The organism is Streptomyces sp. NBC_00820, from assembly GCF_036347055.1.
GTDB lineage: Bacteria > Actinomycetota > Actinomycetes > Streptomycetales > Streptomycetaceae > Streptomyces.
Genome location: NZ_CP108882.1, coordinates 5,125,775 through 5,141,568, shown reverse-complemented (window position 1 = coordinate 5,141,568; position 15,794 = coordinate 5,125,775). Strand labels below are relative to the sequence as shown.

The following is a 15,794-nucleotide window of genomic DNA, read 5'->3' as shown; positions in this document are numbered from 1 at the left end:
CTCACACGTCGATCCGGCTCATGCGGCGGATGAGGACGAAGCCCACGGCGTACATCGCGAACGCGACGATCACGCAGCCCTGGCCGACGGGTGAGCCGGTCATGCGCTCCAGGGCGCCGTCCTTGACGCCGTTCATGAGGAAGAGGGCGCCGACGCCGAGGACCGGGACGGCGTACGACGTCATGGTCACCTGGGAGAGCTGGGTGCGGATCTCGCGGCGGGTCTCCTTGCGCTCCTCCAGGGTGTCGGTCAGGTTGCGCAGCGCGGACACCACCTGGCCGCCGGCGCGGCTGGAGAGGACCAGGGTGGTGACGAGGACGACGAGTTCGCGGGAGGGGAGCCGTTCGGCGAGTTCGCCGAGCGCCTCGTCCATCGACTGGCCGATGGCCAACTGGTCGGCGACCTTGGCGAGTTCCTCCCCGGCCGGGGCCTCCAACTCCTCCGCCGCCATGCCGATGGCGGTGCGCAGGGCGAGTCCGGCCTGGGTGGCGTTGGCCAGGATGCGGGCCAGTTCGGGGAGTTGGCCGATGAACCGCTCGATGCGTTTCTGGCGCTGCCAGTTGAGGAACTGGACGGCGGCCCCGATGCCGAGGAGGCCGGCGAGCGGCCCGAAGAAGGGGGCCAGGGCGGCCTGCCCGACGAGCCAGAGGGCGGCGACCGTGGCGAGCATGTACGCGAAGAACTCGCCCGGGGTGACGTCCAGGCCGGTGGCCGCGAGTCTCAGCTCCAGTCTCCGGCCCGGTGCCGTACGGCGCAGCCGGCGGTCCAGGGTGCGGAAGCGGCGTCTGCGTCCGGGTGGCAGGGGCTGCCCGCTGTGCGCGAGGCGGTCGATGAGCGCGGCGCGCTGGGCCCGGCCCGAGGCGTAGGTGTGCGTGCCGACGACGGCCAGGACGCAGGTCAGCAGGGCGACGCCGGTGGTGAGCTGGGCGAGGGTGTGGAGTCTCATGGTCCTACCTGGCTTCTCGGGTGGCGAGCTGGGCCGTGGAGTGGGCGACTCCGAAGGCCTGCGGGACGGGCTGGCTCGCCATGTAGAGGCGGTCGGCGGTGCGGCGGGGCAGCGGGAAGTACTCGAAGGTGCCGTACACCCGGCCGTCGGCGGTCATGGGCTGGGCGTGGAAGCGGGCGGCGGTCGCCAGCCGGTACGGCTCGCCGCCGTGGCTGTCGAGCAGGGCGATCTCGGTGATGCGGCGGGCCCCGTCGGCGAACCGGGTGAGCTGGACGAGGACGTCGACGGCGCTGTTGATCTGGTCGCGCAGGGCGGCGAAGGGCACCTCGACGTCGGACATCGAGGCGAGGGTCTGCAGGCGGGTGAGGGCGTCCTCGGCGCTGTTGGCGTGCACGGTGGCCAGGGAGCCGTCGTGGCCGGTGGACATGGCCTGGAGCATGTCGAGGGACTCGCCGCCGCGGACCTCGCCGACCACGATCCGGTCGGGACGCATGCGCAGCGAGTTGCGCACCAGGTCGCGGATGGTGATCTGGCCCTTGCCCTCGACGTTCGGCGGCCGGGACTCCAGGCGGACCACGTGGGTCTGCTGGAGCTGGAGTTCGGCGGAGTCCTCGATGGTGATGATCCGCTCGTGGGCCGGGATCAGTCCGGACAGGGCGTTGAGCAGGGTGGTCTTCCCGGTGCCGGTCGCGCCGGAGACGATGACGTTGAACTTCGCCTGCACCAGGCCGGCCAGCAGGAACACCATCTGTTCGTCGAGCGAGCCGAAGCCGATCAGCTCCTGGAGGGTGTAGGAGCGCGGGAAGCGGCGGATGGTGAGGATGGGTCCGGTCAGGGACAGCGGCGGGATGATGACGTTGACGCGCTCGCCGGAGGGGAGGCGGGCGTCGACCATCGGATTCGACTCGTCGACGCGGCGGTTGACCGTCGACACGATCCGCTCGATGGTCTGCATCAGCTGGTCGGCGGAGGCGAAGCGGAGCGGCAACTGCTCGACGCGGCCGCCGCGTTCGACGAAGATCGCGTCGGGGCCGTTGACCATGATCTCGGTGACGGAGGCGTCTTCGAGCAGCGGTTCCAGGATGCCGAGGCCCAGCGCCTCGTCCACCACCCGGCGGATCAGCTGGGCGCGTTCGGCGGTCGACAGGACCGGTCCCTCGCGGCTGATGATGTGCCCGAGCACCCGCTCCAGCCGCGCCCTGCGTTCGGCGGCGGCCAGCGCGCTCATCTCCGCGAGGTCGATCTCCTCCAGCAGTTTGGCGCGGTAGGAGGCGACCATGTGGCCGTCCTCACCCCGGCTGCCGTGCTCCTCGGGGGTGCTGATGCGGGCCCGCAGGCTCATGGGTTCCCCTTCTCCTCGGTCAGTGGTCGAGGGGCATGGTGGCGGTCTTCCGGGTGTCGCCGAGGTCCCAGACGACCTTGGGGATGTGCACCTCGGCGGTGACGGTGACGGTGTCGTCCCCCTCTTCGGCCGAGCAGGTCACCGTGATCCCGCCGCTGACAGCGTCCGCGCACGCCTGTGCGTAGGACTGCCGCAGCGAGGCGGCCCGCGCCCCCGCCCGGGCCGCCGTACCGGCCTGTTCCGCCGCGTAGGCGACGGCCCCGATCTGGATGCCGGCCAGGGCGACGATCAGCAGGATCGGAATGAACCCCAGGTATTCGATGGCCACTTGGCCCCGCTCGCGGCGCCTGTCACGCTCGTACGGCATCTCAGTGCTTCACCTCCTCGACGGTGCCCGCGTGGCCCGTCACCGTGACGGGGAAGGGGACCACGCCCGGGAAGAGGACGGGGACCCTGAGGGAGACGTCGGCCGTGACGTAGCCGGACGCGCTGCAGGTCACCGACGCGCCGTCGCGCCACGCATCCGAGAGGTCCTTCAGTGCAGCCGCCTCGCACGCGGCCTGGCGTGCGCCGCCCGGAGCCGCGGCGGTGCCCGCGCGCACCGCCTCGTCCGCGGCGTTCCCGGCGAGCGTGAAGGTGTACCCCACGAGTACGGCCTGCCACACGAGCACCAGGGTCAGCACGATCAGCGGGGTCATCCCGAGGAACTCGATGCTGACCTGCCCCCGGTCGCCGCCCCTGAAGGACGGGGTGCGCCGCGGCTCCGGTCCACCCACTCCGGACAACGGGCTGCCCCACGGCCCATGCCCACCCACTCCGGACAACGGGCTGCCCCACGGCCCATGCCCGCCCGCTCCGGAGAACGAGGTGCCCCACGGCCCCCGTCCTCCCGCCCCGAAGAAGCGGATGCGTCGCCGCTGCCCCCGGTCTTCCCCTGACAGGCGTCTCATCGGCCCCTCACTCCTTCCGCCGCCGCAGGCTCACCGACCCACGGTCGCCGCGCGGCCGGCCACCTCCGCGATGGGACACCTCGGGCGCCTTCGCCAGCCCCAGTTCCCCGGCGAGGGCCCACAGCGCCTGCTTCACGGTGCTGCGGCTGTCGAGTTCGTGGACGCGTCCGGCGTCCACGACCCCCTGCAGCTCCTTGAAGTTGGCGGGGACGGCGGTACGGGCGAGCGCGGTGCCGGTGATGCGCTGCACGAGCGCGGGCTGGATCTCCGTGGCGCGCGTGAGGCGGTTGACGACGCCGGTCGTCTCCTCCGCCTTGCGGATCTGGAGCCGGTCCCACATGCGTACGGTCCGCTTGGCGGCGCGTACGGCGACCACGTCCGGGGTCGTCACCAGCAGCGCGGTGTCGGCCATCTCGACGGCCGCCGCGCCGGCGCCGCTGAGCTGGGCGCCGCAGTCGAGGACGACGACCTCGTAGCGTGAGCGCAGGGCGCTGACGATCTGGCGGGCGGCGCGGTCGGTGACCTCCTCGCCGCGTTCGCCCTCGCCGGGTGCGAGGAGCAGGGCGACACCGGTGTCGTGACGGAAGACGGCGTCGGCGAGGACGCGCGGGGAGATGTCGCTGATGGCGGCCAGGTCGACCACCGAGCGGCGGAACTGGACGTCCAGGAAGGAGGCGATGTCGCCGGTCTGGAGGTCGAGGTCGACCAGGGCGGTGGCGCGGCCGGAGGCCTGGGCGGCGAGGGCGAGCTGGATGGCGACCGTGGTGGCGCCGACGCCGCCCTTGGCGCCACTGACCGTCACGACCCTGCCGCCGGCTCCGGTGAGGACGTCGGGGGAGCCGTGCCCGAGGTGGCGGCGGACGCCGGTGGACCACTGGGCGACGGCCTGCACGCGGTGGGCGAGTTCCTCGTACGACAGCGGCAGCGCGACCAGGCCGCGGGCGCCGGAGTCCATGGCTGCGGCGAGCAGAGCGGGGCCGGCGTCGGTGGTGACGAGGATGACGCCGACGGCCGGGAAGCGCAGGGCGACCTCGCGGATCAGCTCCAGGGCGGGCACGGGTCCGATGCGTTCGTGGACGACGACGACCTCGGGCAGTTCGTCGACCGACTCGGCGGCGAGGCGGCCGAGGGTGTCGACGAGCTGGGTGGAGTCGGTCACCGGGGGGACCGGTTCGGCGTCGGGGAGCTGGCTGAGCAGGGTGACGAGGGAGCGGACGGCGTCCGGGTCCGCGCCGGCCGGGAGGATCCTGGTGGGCATGGGCCGCCTCTCACTTGTCCGTAGCGAGTTCGTAGGTGCGGTCCTGGTCGGGGACGCTGGTCTCGCCGCCCGGGGCGACCAGCGCGAGGCGGACCCGCTGGGCGAACGACTCGGCGTAGGTGACGCGCTGGGCGTCGAGGGCGGACAGCGCGAAGGTGATGGGGACGGCCTCGGTGGGCTGCTGGTCCTTGTTGTGGTCGGGGTCCAGGGCGGTGATGTGGCCGACGTCGAGGACCCGGGCGTTGGTGACGATGATCTTCGACTGGTCGGGGTCGCTGTCCTTGCGGCCCTCGAAGGTGGCGTAGACGTTGACGCGCGAGCCGGGCGTGATCTTGCCGGCGACGCCCGTCGCCGCGTCGATCATGATGGCGACCTCCTGCTGGCCGGGCTGCAGGGCGGGCCGGTCGACGACCATGTCGGTCTGGAGCAGGGAGCCGGGGTGCAGGGTGGTCACGGCGATCTTGTCGTGGATCTGCCGGAGGTCGGTGACGGCGTTCCCGGACAGCCAGCGGCGGGGCATCCGGATCTTCTCGAACTGTCCGGTGTCCAGCTCGGTGTACGGCTTCACCTCGGATCTGACCCGGTAGGCGGTGACCTCGGGGCCGACCTTGGACTGCACGTCGTGGATGACGGAGAGCACGCCGGCGAACGCGCCGAGAGCGCACAGGACCGACAGGATCAGGAGTATCACGCCGCGGCGCTGACGGGAGTTCATGAACCGTGCAACCTCATTGGGGGAATCGGTCGAGCGGGATGTGAGCGACGGCCGGTGTCAACTGCGGCCGGTCAGGCGGGCGTCCGTGGTTCGAGGGCTCTTCGCGGGTCGGGGGCGCTTCGCGAGTCGAGGGCTCCGAGTCGCCGCGCCGGCTCCAGGGCGTTCCGTCGTTCCCCTGCGCCTCCCTGCGGCCCCGGACCTCCCTGCGGCCCCGCGATCGCCTGGGGCCCTGGACCTCCCTGCACCCCTGCGCTCCCCTCCGGCCCGGCGCTCCCGCGCGTCCCGCCGCTCCCCCGCCCCGTACCCGCCTGCCGTCCGGCGTTCCTGCGCCCCAGGGCGCGCGGGGCCGGGTGCTCGTAGGCGGGCGGGGTGGCGGAGCAGAAGACGCAGCGGTCGCCGATGACGTCGAAGCCGCACCAGTGGCAGCTGGACTGCCGTACGGAGGTGACCAGTTGGTAGAGGACGGAGAGGTCGGCGAGATAGCTGCAGAACTCGACCACGCGGCCGGTCCCCCACCACACGGGCGACTCGGCGGGCAGCGGCGCCTCGTGCAGCCCCTGCACCTTCCACGCCTTCGCGAGTCCGGCGACCCAGTCGGTCTGCAACTGCCCCCTGGCGACGAGCATCCAGGTGCCGAACTCGGGGCCCTTGAGCGTGGCGTCCGGGGTGATCTTCACGAGCTGCGGCTCGGGGTGGGCGAGAACGGCGAACTGGCTGCCGGGCACCCAGGACTTGGCGTGCGCCTTGAGTCCGACCGGCACCCGGTCCAGCCGGGCGACCGAGCCGAGGACGGCGCCGGCGTGGATGTAGTGGGTGAGCAGCCGTCCGGCGGAGGCGAGGACCCCCGGGCTCAGTTCGCAGGAGGCGAGCTGGCGCAGCTGCCGGGCGAGGACGGCGGTCCCGAGCGGGGGCAGTTCCGGCCGGAAGAGCGCGATGCGGTCGCTCTCCAGCAGCGACCGCAGGGTGTGCAGCCGTCGCACGACGGGTTCCGGGGTCGCGCGCGAGCACACGACGACCAGATACCCGAACTGGTCGACCAGCGCGCCGACTTCGGTGAGGACGTGCTCCAGTGGGCGCTGGTCGAGGTCGCGCAGGACGACGGCGGGCATGGTCCGCTCATCCTGCGCCGGCAACGCCAGGTCGGCACTCGTCACGGCAACGGCAGTTGGCACGCGCAGCTCCCCGCTCTTCACACCCTCCGGCCCACCGGTGTGACTCCAATGCGCCAGGACGACTTCATTGCGTGACTACCTAGGCACTGTATCCACGCCCCAATGGCCGGAGAACAGCGTTTGTGTAGCTCGCGTGGAACTCTCTTGGCACAACTCCCGGCAAAACAGGACAGGTTGAGCACTCAACCGAAGGTGACCCCACTCCGCACCCCTTGACAGCCGCATTGGTCTGGACCAACTTGGAGCGAGCGGTGGCCACCGTCCCTCACCCCTCTCTCCCCCACCGGAGGCCCCAGTGGACCGCGTACCAGGCATGCCCAGACGCAGACGCCGTATCCGCCTGCGCGCAGGGGCGGCCACCGCCACGCTCGCCCTCGCGCTCGGGCTCGCGGGCCTCGCCGCGGCCCCCGCCTCCGCGGCGGACGTCAACAACGCCAAGAACGCCGGCTTCGAGTCGGGCCTCGCCAACTGGACCTGCACGGCCGCCAGCGGCACGACCGTCTCCTCCCCGGTGCACGGCGGCGCCTCCGCACTGAAGGCGACCCCGGCCGGCCAGGACAACGCCCAGTGCACCCAGCCGGTCGCGGTGAAGCCCAACTCGACGTACACGCTCAGCGCGTGGGTCCAGGGCGGCTACTCCTTCCTCGGCGTCACGGGCACGGGAACGACGGACACCTCGACCTGGACCCCCGACACCGCGGGCTGGTCGCAGCTGTCGACGACGTTCACCACGGGCGCCTCGACCACCTCCGTCACGGTCTACACCCACGGCTGGTACGGCCAGGCCGCCTACTACGCCGACGACATCTCGGTCTTCGGTCCCGACGGCGGCGGTGGCGGCGACCCGGCCCCCACGGTCCCCGCCACCCCGGCGGGCCTGGCGGTCGCCGGCACGACGTCGTCCTCGGTCTCCCTGACATGGAACACGGTGTCGGGCGCCATGGGCTACAACGTCTACCGCGGCGGCACGAAGGTGACGGCGGTGACGGGCACCTCCGCGACCGTGACCGGGCTGTCGGCGTCGACGTCGTACTCCTTCCAGGTCACGGCGACGAACTCGGCCGGTGAGTCGGCGAAGTCGGGCGCGGTGACGGGGACGACGTCCTCCGGGACCGGCGGCGGAGGCGGGGGCACGCTGCCCAAGCACGCCGTGACCGGCTACTGGCAGAACTTCAACAACGGCGCGACGGTCCAGAAACTGTCCGCCGTCCCGTCCTCCTACGACATCATCGCGGTGGCCTTCGCCGACGCGACGACGACACCGGGCGCGGTGAGCTTCACCCTCGACTCGGCCGGCCTGGGCGGCTACACCGTCGACCAGTTCAAGGCGGACATCGCCGCCAAGCACGCGGCCGGCAAGAAGGTGATCATCTCGGTCGGCGGCCAGAACGGCACGGTGTCGATCAGCGACTCGACGTCGGCGGCGAACTTCGCGAACTCCGTCTACTCGCTGATGCAGACGTACGGCTTCGACGGCGTCGACATCGACCTGGAGAACGGGCTCAACGCCACCTACATGACGCAGGCGCTGCGCTCCCTGTCCGCCAGGGCGGGCGCCTCCCTCGTCATCACCATGGCTCCCCAGACGATCGACATGCAGTCGACCTCGGGCTCCTACTTCCAGACGGCCCTGAACATCAAGGACATCCTCACGGTCGTCAACATGCAGTACTACAACAGCGGTTCCATGCTCGGCTGCGACGGCAAGGTCTACAGCCAGGGCTCGGTCGACTTCCTCACTGCCCTCGCCTGCATCCAGCTCCAGGGCGGCCTCTCCCCGTCCCAGGTGGGCCTCGGCCTCCCGGCCTCGACCAGCGCGGCGGGCAGCGGCTACGTCTCCCCGACCGTCGTGAACAACGCCCTCGACTGCCTCACCAAGGGCACGAACTGCGGCACCTTCAAGCCGTCAGCGACCTACCCCGGCCTGCGGGGCGCGATGACCTGGTCCACCAACTGGGACGCGTCGGCGGGCAACGCCTGGTCCAACTCGGTGGGGGCGCACGTGCACGCGCTGCCGTAGCGCGCGCTTCCCCGCGCCAGGACGCCCGGACCTTGCCGAGGTCCGGGCGTCCTGGCGTCGTCGCGCCCACGCGTCCGCCACGCCGACGCCACGTCGTTGCCATTGGGCCGCCCTGCGACCGAAAGGAAGGGGCACGTCCGAGCGCGGGTCCGTCGCCCCGTGGAGATTGTCCGCAGATCGAGCGGAGATCGAATGGAAAATCACCGGCCGCCGGATTCACATCGACGCACGGAAAAGACCCGCCGCGCACAACTCCTTCACCCGGCACGGCTGCACGGACATGCGGTTCCTCGCCTGCGCCGTACACCCCGCTCCGGTCCGCATCACGGCTCCCCCTCATATTCCCGGAAAACAGCCGCCCCGTATGCTTCCCGCATTCCTATGATCTGATCGCCCAGACCGGAGTCCACCGTGCCCAGAACCCGACCGTCCGCAGCGCTTTCGATCCTCTCGACCGCGGCCGCCGGCGCCGTGCTCGTCGGTTGCTCGGCCTCGGTCTCGGTCGGCAAGCCCACGCCCAAGCTGTCCGCGGACAAGCTGGCCGGCACGGTCTCCAAGAAGCTCGCGGCAGCAAAGGGTCTGCCGGAGCCGGACATCACCTGCCCCGAGGACCTCAAGGGCAAGGTCGGCACCACCACCCGGTGCAAGCTCACCGCCAAGGACGGCAGCACCCTGGGCATCTCGGTCAAGGTGACCTCCGTCGACGGCGAGCGGATCAACTTCGCCATCGAGGCCGACGACCACGCGACCCCGCCCAAGAACTGACCGGGCCGGCCCGCGAGGGGCGACGGAGACGATCTCGCCGCGCATGCCCGCACGGCATCGCGGCACACGGGGGAGAGAACAGGGTCATGGCAGGAACGGAACCGACGCGGGCGGGGAACGGCGTACCGGCGGGGTCCGTCGGGACGCGGCTGAACCACGTGCCCGCGGACGCCGGCGGGTACGGGCCCCCCGCCTACCCGGGGCCGGCCGGGGGGCAGCCTGATCTGAGGTCCTCACCGGCTGAGAAGAAGGCCGCGGCGAAGGCCATCGCGGAGCACATCGAGCCCGACACCCGCAAGGCCGGCGACTGGGCGGACACGGAGACGAACTCCGCCGTCACGGAGTTCCGCGACGGGTGGCACACCTCGGGGGCGCTGAAGAAGGCGCACGAGGCATGGGCCGATCAGGTCCGGAGCCTGATGCACCGGCTCTCGTCGGAGAAGGCCGCTCTCCAGGGCACCAACACCCTCCTGCAGAACACGGATCTGCAGACCGGGGCGAACGCGCGCTCGGTGTCCGTGCTCAACGAGTACTGAGCGGCGGGCCGCGAGGCATCCGTCCCCGCACAACCCTGGCGCGCTCCTCTCCCCCTTTCGTTCCCCCCTCTCCCCCTCCCCCTTCCTCCTGCCCAGCCCCGCGCTGACCTGGCAAAGACAACGGGACCCCATGCCGACGTATCACGACATCATGACGACCGACCTGTCCAAGCTCAGCACGGCGGCGGACCGCTGGGACGGGATGGCGAAGGAGCTCCACAAGCAGGAGGTCGCCTACAAGCGGGATGTGCACGGCACAGCCATGGGGCCGGCCTGGACGGGGATCAGCGCCTCGGCCGCGAGCGGACGCTTCGACGTCACCCTCAGGGAGTTCCAGGACGCCCAGGTCGAGGCCAAGGCGGTGGCCTCCCTGCTGCGCGAAGCGCACACGCGGTTCGTGGAGCTGCGCAAGAAGCTGGCGTCGGCCCGGGCCGACGCCGTGAAGGCCGGCATGGCGGTCTCCGAGGGGGGCCTGGTCTCGTACGACACCGCGCGGCTCGAAGCCGGCGAGCGGAACGCCCTGCACCACGACCCGGACTACCAGCAGTCCGTGCGCACGGCTGTCGCCTCCTGGCAGGCGCACATCAACAAGGTCGTCAAGGACACCGGCGACGCCGACACCGACGTCGAGACCGCCCTCAAGACGGTGGTGGTCGACGGTGACGCCGGCGACGGCACCATCGCGGGCTTCAACGGCCAGGCCAAGGGCGACGTCAAGGCGTACCAGGCCAAGGAGACCCGGACGAAGACGGACGGCTGGGTCTCCGACGGCGAGACCGAGACCTCCGGTCCCGGCGTCGGGACCGACTCGAGCGGCCCCGACACCGGATCCGGCAAGCTGGGCGAGGCCGAGGCGCACGCCGACCTCGGCCGCGCGAAGGCCGAGGGCTCGCTCAAGAAGGGGCACTGGAAGCTCTCCGGTGAGGCAGAGGCCTACGCGGGCGGGAAGGTCTCCGCGGGCGCCAGCGCCTCCAAGGAGGGGCTCGAGAGCGAGGGCGGCGGCATGGCGGGCGGCGAGGCGTCCGCCAAGGGCCGCATCGACTACGGCCCGGTCGGCGTCTACGCGCGGGCCGAGACCATGGCCGGCGGCGAGGCGAACGCGCACGCGCAGGCCAACACCGAGGGCATCGGCGTGGGCGGCTCCGCGTTCGCGGGCGGAAAGGCCGGCATCACCGGTGGCGCGGACATCGGCGGAATCGGGGTAGGTGCCTCGGCGGAAGGCTGGGCCGGCCCCGGCGCGGAGGCGAGCCTGGACCTCGGAAAGGACGAGAACGGCGTGTGGCGCTTCAAACCGACGGTGGGTGTCTCCCCCATTCTCGGGGGTGAGGTGGGCTTCGAATTCACCGTCGATCCGGAGAAGGTCGCTCATACCGCCGGCGATCTGGCTGACGCCGTCGGGGACGGGGTGAGCGGCATCGGCCATGCCATCGGTGACCTTTTCTGATCCACACCTCCTCGGCCCCCTGCCGTAGAAAGGAGAGCTCGCGATGACCACGAGCCTGCCGATCCCGATCGAATTCGACCTGCCGGAAGGCTGGCGCGCCGCGCCCCCGGACGAAGTCGGCGCGCCCGGCGCCGCGTTCGTCGCCGTGCATCTGCCGGCGGACGCCGGATTCACCGCGAACATCACGATCGACGGCGAATTCCGCCCGGACGCGGCGACGCTGCCCGAGATCGCCGAGGAGTCGGTGGAGCACCTGCGCGGGGCCGTCGCACAGGTCACGGTCGCCGAGCGCCGCGAGGTCGGCTCGGCGGACGCGCCGGGTCTCACCCAGACACTGACGTTCCCGGCCGTGGTCGGCGGGGAGAGCCGTGACCTCGTCCAGTCCCAGGTGTACATGGCCGTCCTGGACGTCACCGATCCGCACAAGCGGGCGGTGATCCGCCTGGTCCTCACCGCCACCGCGTCCCAGTACCGGGACGTGCTGGACGACTTCAGGGACTTCGTACGCACGGTTCGCCCGAGCACCGACGACACGGCGTCCTAGGACGAGGACGGTTCCGTACGGGGTTCTGTTCGGGGCCCCATGCGGGGCTCCATACGGGGCTCCGTACGCGTTCTGTGCCGGATTTTGTACCGCCGCTCCGGGCCCCCATAGGTTGACTCCATGGGACTCTTCGACAAACTCACCGGAACCCGGCACCCCGCGGACGATGTCGCTCCGGTCCCGGCCGAGGAGGTGCGGGCGGCGCTGCTCGGGCTCAATCGGGACGATGCCGCCTGGGTCGTCCACAACGGTGCCGCGGTGGGTGCCGACCTGGTGGCCGAGCTGCGGGTGGCGGAACCCGTCTGGCAGACCTTCTTCCTCAAGTCCCAGCTGACCCGCGCGGTGCGGATCCGGATGCGGCTGGACCTGGAGGGCCACGAGGTGCGCGCCCTCGAGGAACAGCGCGAGGTTTCCTGGGTCGGGAACCCGCCGCGCATCAAGCTCTCGACGACGTACACGCGCGGCCCGGACCGGACCGTCACCCGTGACTACTCCCTCCAGCGCGGAGAGAACGGCCGCCTGCAGGCGACGGAGTCCTTCCGCTACGACGGCTCGGAGCTGCGCAGGACCCTGCGGAGCGCGGTCCTGGAGTCGGGCTGGACCTGGCGCGGAGTGGTCTTCGGCAAGCTGTGAACTGACGGACTGCGCGAGCCTCGCCGTCCCGGCCCGGTCGTTCGCTCCCTTCCTCGACGCCCTGGAGAACGCCGAGCTGTAGGAGCGAGCACGGTTGTAAAGATGCGGGCGGCGGTTCGTGACCATCCCCTGGGGTGACGAGGACGACCTGTTCAACTCCCGTGGGGATAACGGGTGGTCGACGGAAAGCGGGGGTTCGGCGTGATGTGATCCTTGCGTCGCCGGTCGCATGTGTGTCCCCGAAGGGGGACGCCGCGGGCCTGCGGCCGTGGCCCGTTACCTGTCCCCGGTGGGCCGCTCCCCCCAGCAGTACATCGAAGCGAAGGGAAGTTCGTGATGAACTCCGCTCCCCAGATCCAGACCGCCGAGATCTCCGACGCCGACCTCGACGCCGTGGCCGGCGGCCTGGCCGTCCAGGCCGGCACCGCCGCCGGTGTGGCCGTCGACGCCGACGACCTGCTGTCCCAGGTCGGCTCCGTCCAGTCGGACGTGCTGGGCACGGTGGCCGGCGTCCAGCAGGCGGCCACCACCGCCCTCTGACGGCAGACCGCACAAGCCCGTCCGGACACCGCGTCCCGCAACAGGACGCCCCGTGCCCGGACGGGCTTTCGCGTGCCCCCGACACCGCACGAACACCACACGCGCCCACGCATCCACGCGCCCACGGCCCTCGGTCGCTCGGCCCGAGGCCTTCCTCGTAGCCTCCACGTATGACTGGTGATCCGTTCGAATGCCGCTGCGTTCTCTGTCACGACTACGGTGATCGTGAAGAGAGCGACCGGATGGATCTGACGATCACCGCGAACGTGTGGCAGCACGGCTGGCACGTGGTCATGGTTCCCGAGGACGAGATCGGCCCGGGATTCGCCTACACCATCGGCCTGGCGCACACCCATGGCACGCCTGAACTCGCCATGTTCGGGCTCGACGTCCGCGCCATGCACCGCATGCTCAACACGCTCGGCGACATGGCCGCCTCCGGTGCCGTGCTGAAGGACGGCCAAGTACGTCAAGGCGTCGTGGACGGTCACCCGGTCACCCTCAGAGACGTCGACCGGCGCTGGTACCGGACCTACTTCGGGCGGGCCATCGGGTTCTACCGACGCCCTCCCCTGCCCGTCCTACAGGTCGCATGGCCCGACACGGAGGGCCACTTCCACTGGGAAAAGCACGCGACACAGGAACACCACGAGTCTCAGCCCCAGCTGTGGCTACCACCGGACGAGCACCCGGCCGGAGTCTGGACCGCCGAACTCTGAAGCCGGACAGGCGATATCGAAATCTTCATTCCGGAGAAATCCGGCCAACCACTGGAACGGCACCGCCATCACGATGTCTACACCGACGGTCGATATGCACATGACCCGGCAATGAGCTCAACTTCGATGCCACTCGGAGACCATGAGCAGGGGACACTCCGGACCTCTTTGGTGACACACGACAGGATCACCATGTCGATTCAAAGCACGCAGGCAATCCAAGCGCTCAGCAGGTTCGGGAACGTTTCCTGGTTCAAACTGCCTGCGGAATACAACCCCTTCTACGACTACCCTCAAGTGTCATACATGGGGTGGCGGTACACGTCCCCTCGAGAAGAAGTCGCACAACTCATCGACGACATCCTCAGGAAGCTACCCACACAAGTCGAATGGACGCTTGACCGGACAAGGAGGAATTGGCTCCTGGTGCCCACCAGGCTTCTTCGCGAGGCCCATGGGCTCGCCGACCCTTCTTTTTCGAATGTCGTTCACTCCATCAATGTCAGCGATCCGGACTTCTGTCGGAATTCACTGTCGGACCTGGAGCTCATCATCCAGAAGATTCAGCAGGTCTCCATCATCGAGTGACTGATACGTTCGCGGAGCCTTTTCAGTGTTGACTCTCCAGGGTGAGGACGGCCTTGACGATGACGGTCATGCGGTCGGGGCTGATGCGCGCTCTGCGGAAGATCTGCCAGGACTTCAGGGCGTGGGGCAGTGCGTGGTTGACGGTGCGCTGGGTCGGGGTGAGTTCGCCGCCGTGTGGTCGTTCGAGGCCGGTGGTGACCCGGGGTCCGACGGCCCTGGTAGGCGCGGTCGGCCAGGCCGGGGACGCCCTGTCGCTCGCAGATCCGTTGCGCGCCCCGACGGCGCACGAAGCTCCGGGCGCGTTCGACGCGTTCGTCGGCGCATTGGGCGGATCACTGGCCAGGCTCGCCGCTTCGGTCCGGCGGGCCGAGGTCGTTGTGGACGTGTCCGGCTTCGACGCGCACGCACTGAGAGACGCCTTGCGCGCCCTGGTCGACGACGCGGGACAGGATGTGTGGGTGGCGTGGCCGGCCGAGCGCAGGGCGGCGCGGGTCGCCTGTCGCGCCGTGTTCGAGCGGCTCGACGACCTCTGGTACCCGGGCCGGGACGACCTGGTGATCATCGACGGCGACGAGCGGGTCATCGTCCTGGACCACGAGGAGCGGCTCTTCCTGACGCGGGCGGACGCGCGGTTGCAGATCCACTCCGTGGCGGAGAGGGGCACGTCGAGCGCGACATGCGTCGTGCGATGCGTGAGCGGCGTCGTACGGGTCGGTCAGCGGTTCGGCGTGGGGCCGGACGGGGGGACGAGGGACGACGCGCCGCTGGTGACCCTTGAGGGGATCGTCAGGATACGGCCGGTCGACTTCGTGGATCCGCCTCACAGCGCGAAGGTTCGCGTGACGGGCGAGGCCGTCGCGCTGTTGGAGCGGGGCTCCGTCATCACGGCCGTCGTGGGCCGGTGAGGCCGGGCCGGCGCACGCGGGTCGCGCAGAGCGCGAACGCTCCTGGCGGACACGGCATCTTCACCGAGATGCCGGTGCCCACCAGGAGCTTTCGCGTGCCGCGGCCCGGGCACGAGGCACCGTCGGGCCCTTGTCGGCCGGTCAGGCCTCTTCGAAGTACGCGTCCAGCACCGCGTCCAGTTCCGACTCCCACTCCTTGAAGCGGGACCTCGCCGTGGCCTCGATCTCGATCGGGTACCAGCGGCTGCCGGGGGTGTGCACGGTGATGGTGAAGCGCTTGCCGAAGCGGGGCGACTCGGTCTCGACGGCCGCTATCTCGTTCCAGCGGAACTCGCAGGCCTCCTCGTCGAGGCTCAGGCGGACGCCGCGGTGGTCGGCGACGATCCTGGCCCGACGGTCGGAGGCCTCGAAGACCGGGCCTTCGGGGGCCTCCGCCTCTTCGGCCTCTTCGGTCACGTCCGCCGCGTCCGCCGCGTCCGCCGCCTCGGCCTGCGGCTCCTCGGCGGACGTCGGCTCCACCGAGTCCGAGTCGGCGGGTTCCGCGGACTCGGTCGGCTTCGCGTCCTCCGGTTCGGGCGCCGCCGGCCTCGCCGGCGGGGTGATCCCGGGGATGAAGGCCGGGTCGAATCCGGCGCCCTTGACGGGCTCGCCCTTCACGGGCTGGCTGCTCGATCCTATGCGCTGGTCCACGGCCGCAGTATGGACGACTTCCCTGTG

At 70.7% G+C, this 15,794-nt stretch carries 17 protein-coding genes and 2 pseudogenes; 10 read left to right on the top strand and 9 right to left on the bottom strand.

All coding sequences use genetic code 11. The annotated features are described in order from the left end of the window. Nucleotide 1 precedes the first annotated feature (1 nt). The 7 genes and pseudogenes from OIB37_RS23365 to OIB37_RS23335 form a co-directional block, all read right to left on the bottom strand. Nucleotides 2-946: a type II secretion system F family protein gene (locus OIB37_RS23365; protein WP_330459550.1), complete on the bottom strand. Its 945-nt coding sequence runs from the start codon at nucleotides 944-946 to the stop codon at nucleotides 2-4. 4 nt (nucleotides 947-950) lie between these two features. Beyond that, nucleotides 951-2,288 (bottom strand): CpaF family protein, encoded by a 1,338-nt coding sequence (locus OIB37_RS23360; RefSeq protein WP_330459549.1) that lies wholly within the window; start codon nucleotides 2,286-2,288, stop codon nucleotides 951-953. Between the two features lie 19 nt (nucleotides 2,289-2,307). Further along, entirely contained in the window at nucleotides 2,308-2,655 is a 348-nt protein-coding gene (locus tag OIB37_RS23355) for a TadE/TadG family type IV pilus assembly protein (protein ID WP_330459548.1), read from the bottom strand. Between the two features lies 1 nt (nucleotide 2,656). After that, nucleotides 2,657-2,986 carry a pilus assembly protein gene (locus tag OIB37_RS23350; protein WP_330461945.1) on the bottom strand — a complete coding sequence of 110 codons (330 nt, stop codon included), beginning with the start codon at nucleotides 2,984-2,986 and terminating at the stop codon, nucleotides 2,657-2,659. Between the two features lie 259 nt (nucleotides 2,987-3,245). Then, entirely contained in the window at nucleotides 3,246-4,496 is a 1,251-nt protein-coding gene (locus tag OIB37_RS23345) for an AAA family ATPase (RefSeq protein ID WP_330459547.1), read from the bottom strand. A gap of 10 nt (nucleotides 4,497-4,506) precedes the next feature. Then, nucleotides 4,507-5,211: a Flp pilus assembly protein CpaB gene (gene cpaB / locus OIB37_RS23340; RefSeq protein ID WP_330459546.1), complete on the bottom strand. Its 705-nt coding sequence runs from the start codon at nucleotides 5,209-5,211 to the stop codon at nucleotides 4,507-4,509. Between the two features lie 320 nt (nucleotides 5,212-5,531). Beyond that, nucleotides 5,532-6,404 (bottom strand): annotated as a pseudogene (locus OIB37_RS23335) (hypothetical protein); the annotation flags it as partial. Between the two features lie 292 nt (nucleotides 6,405-6,696). Between OIB37_RS23335 and OIB37_RS23330 the strand changes: the two are divergent. The 9 genes from OIB37_RS23330 (at nucleotide 6,697) to OIB37_RS23290 (ending at nucleotide 14,172) form a co-directional block, all read left to right on the top strand. Further along, entirely contained in the window at nucleotides 6,697-8,403 is a 1,707-nt protein-coding gene (locus OIB37_RS23330; RefSeq protein ID WP_330459545.1) for a chitinase, read from the top strand. A gap of 411 nt (nucleotides 8,404-8,814) precedes the next feature. Next, the gene (locus OIB37_RS23325) at nucleotides 8,815-9,168 is read left to right on the top strand and encodes a DUF4333 domain-containing protein (protein WP_330459544.1); all 354 of its coding nucleotides are present in this window, start codon (nucleotides 8,815-8,817) and stop codon (nucleotides 9,166-9,168) included. Between the two features lie 86 nt (nucleotides 9,169-9,254). Then, complete coding sequence (locus OIB37_RS23320) at nucleotides 9,255-9,704, top strand: hypothetical protein (protein ID WP_330459543.1); 450 nt, start codon at nucleotides 9,255-9,257, stop codon at nucleotides 9,702-9,704. Between the two features lie 151 nt (nucleotides 9,705-9,855). After that, entirely contained in the window at nucleotides 9,856-11,148 is a 1,293-nt protein-coding gene (locus OIB37_RS23315; RefSeq protein WP_330459542.1) for a hypothetical protein, read from the top strand. Between the two features lie 43 nt (nucleotides 11,149-11,191). After that, a complete protein-coding gene (locus tag OIB37_RS23310; protein WP_330459541.1) occupies nucleotides 11,192-11,692 on the top strand; it encodes a hypothetical protein in 501 nt (166 codons plus the stop codon). Between the two features lie 120 nt (nucleotides 11,693-11,812). Continuing rightward, entirely contained in the window at nucleotides 11,813-12,325 is a 513-nt protein-coding gene (locus OIB37_RS23305) for a hypothetical protein (protein ID WP_330459540.1), read from the top strand. 336 nt (nucleotides 12,326-12,661) lie between these two features. Next, the gene (locus OIB37_RS23300; RefSeq protein WP_330459539.1) at nucleotides 12,662-12,865 is read left to right on the top strand and encodes a hypothetical protein; all 204 of its coding nucleotides are present in this window, start codon (nucleotides 12,662-12,664) and stop codon (nucleotides 12,863-12,865) included. A 242-nt stretch (nucleotides 12,866-13,107) separates the two neighbouring features. Continuing rightward, the gene (locus OIB37_RS23295; RefSeq protein ID WP_330459538.1) at nucleotides 13,108-13,584 is read left to right on the top strand and encodes a DUF4262 domain-containing protein; all 477 of its coding nucleotides are present in this window, start codon (nucleotides 13,108-13,110) and stop codon (nucleotides 13,582-13,584) included. Nucleotides 13,585-13,776: 192 nt separating this feature from the next. Then, on the top strand, nucleotides 13,777-14,172 hold the full coding sequence (locus OIB37_RS23290) for a hypothetical protein (protein WP_330459537.1): 396 nt from the start codon (nucleotides 13,777-13,779) through the stop codon (nucleotides 14,170-14,172). 22 nt (nucleotides 14,173-14,194) lie between these two features. Here the strand turns inward: OIB37_RS23290 and OIB37_RS23285 are convergent. Beyond that, nucleotides 14,195-14,438: pseudogene (locus OIB37_RS23285) on the bottom strand (IS5/IS1182 family transposase); the annotation flags it as partial. Between the two features lie 117 nt (nucleotides 14,439-14,555). Here OIB37_RS23285 and OIB37_RS23280 point away from each other — a divergent pair. Further along, nucleotides 14,556-15,077, top strand: coding sequence for a hypothetical protein (locus tag OIB37_RS23280; protein ID WP_330459536.1), 522 nt, complete (start codon nucleotides 14,556-14,558; stop codon nucleotides 15,075-15,077). A 141-nt stretch (nucleotides 15,078-15,218) separates the two neighbouring features. Here OIB37_RS23280 and OIB37_RS23275 read toward each other — a convergent pair whose 3' ends face one another. Continuing rightward, on the bottom strand, nucleotides 15,219-15,767 hold the full coding sequence (locus OIB37_RS23275; RefSeq protein WP_330459535.1) for a hypothetical protein: 549 nt from the start codon (nucleotides 15,765-15,767) through the stop codon (nucleotides 15,219-15,221). Nucleotides 15,768-15,794 lie beyond the last annotated feature (27 nt).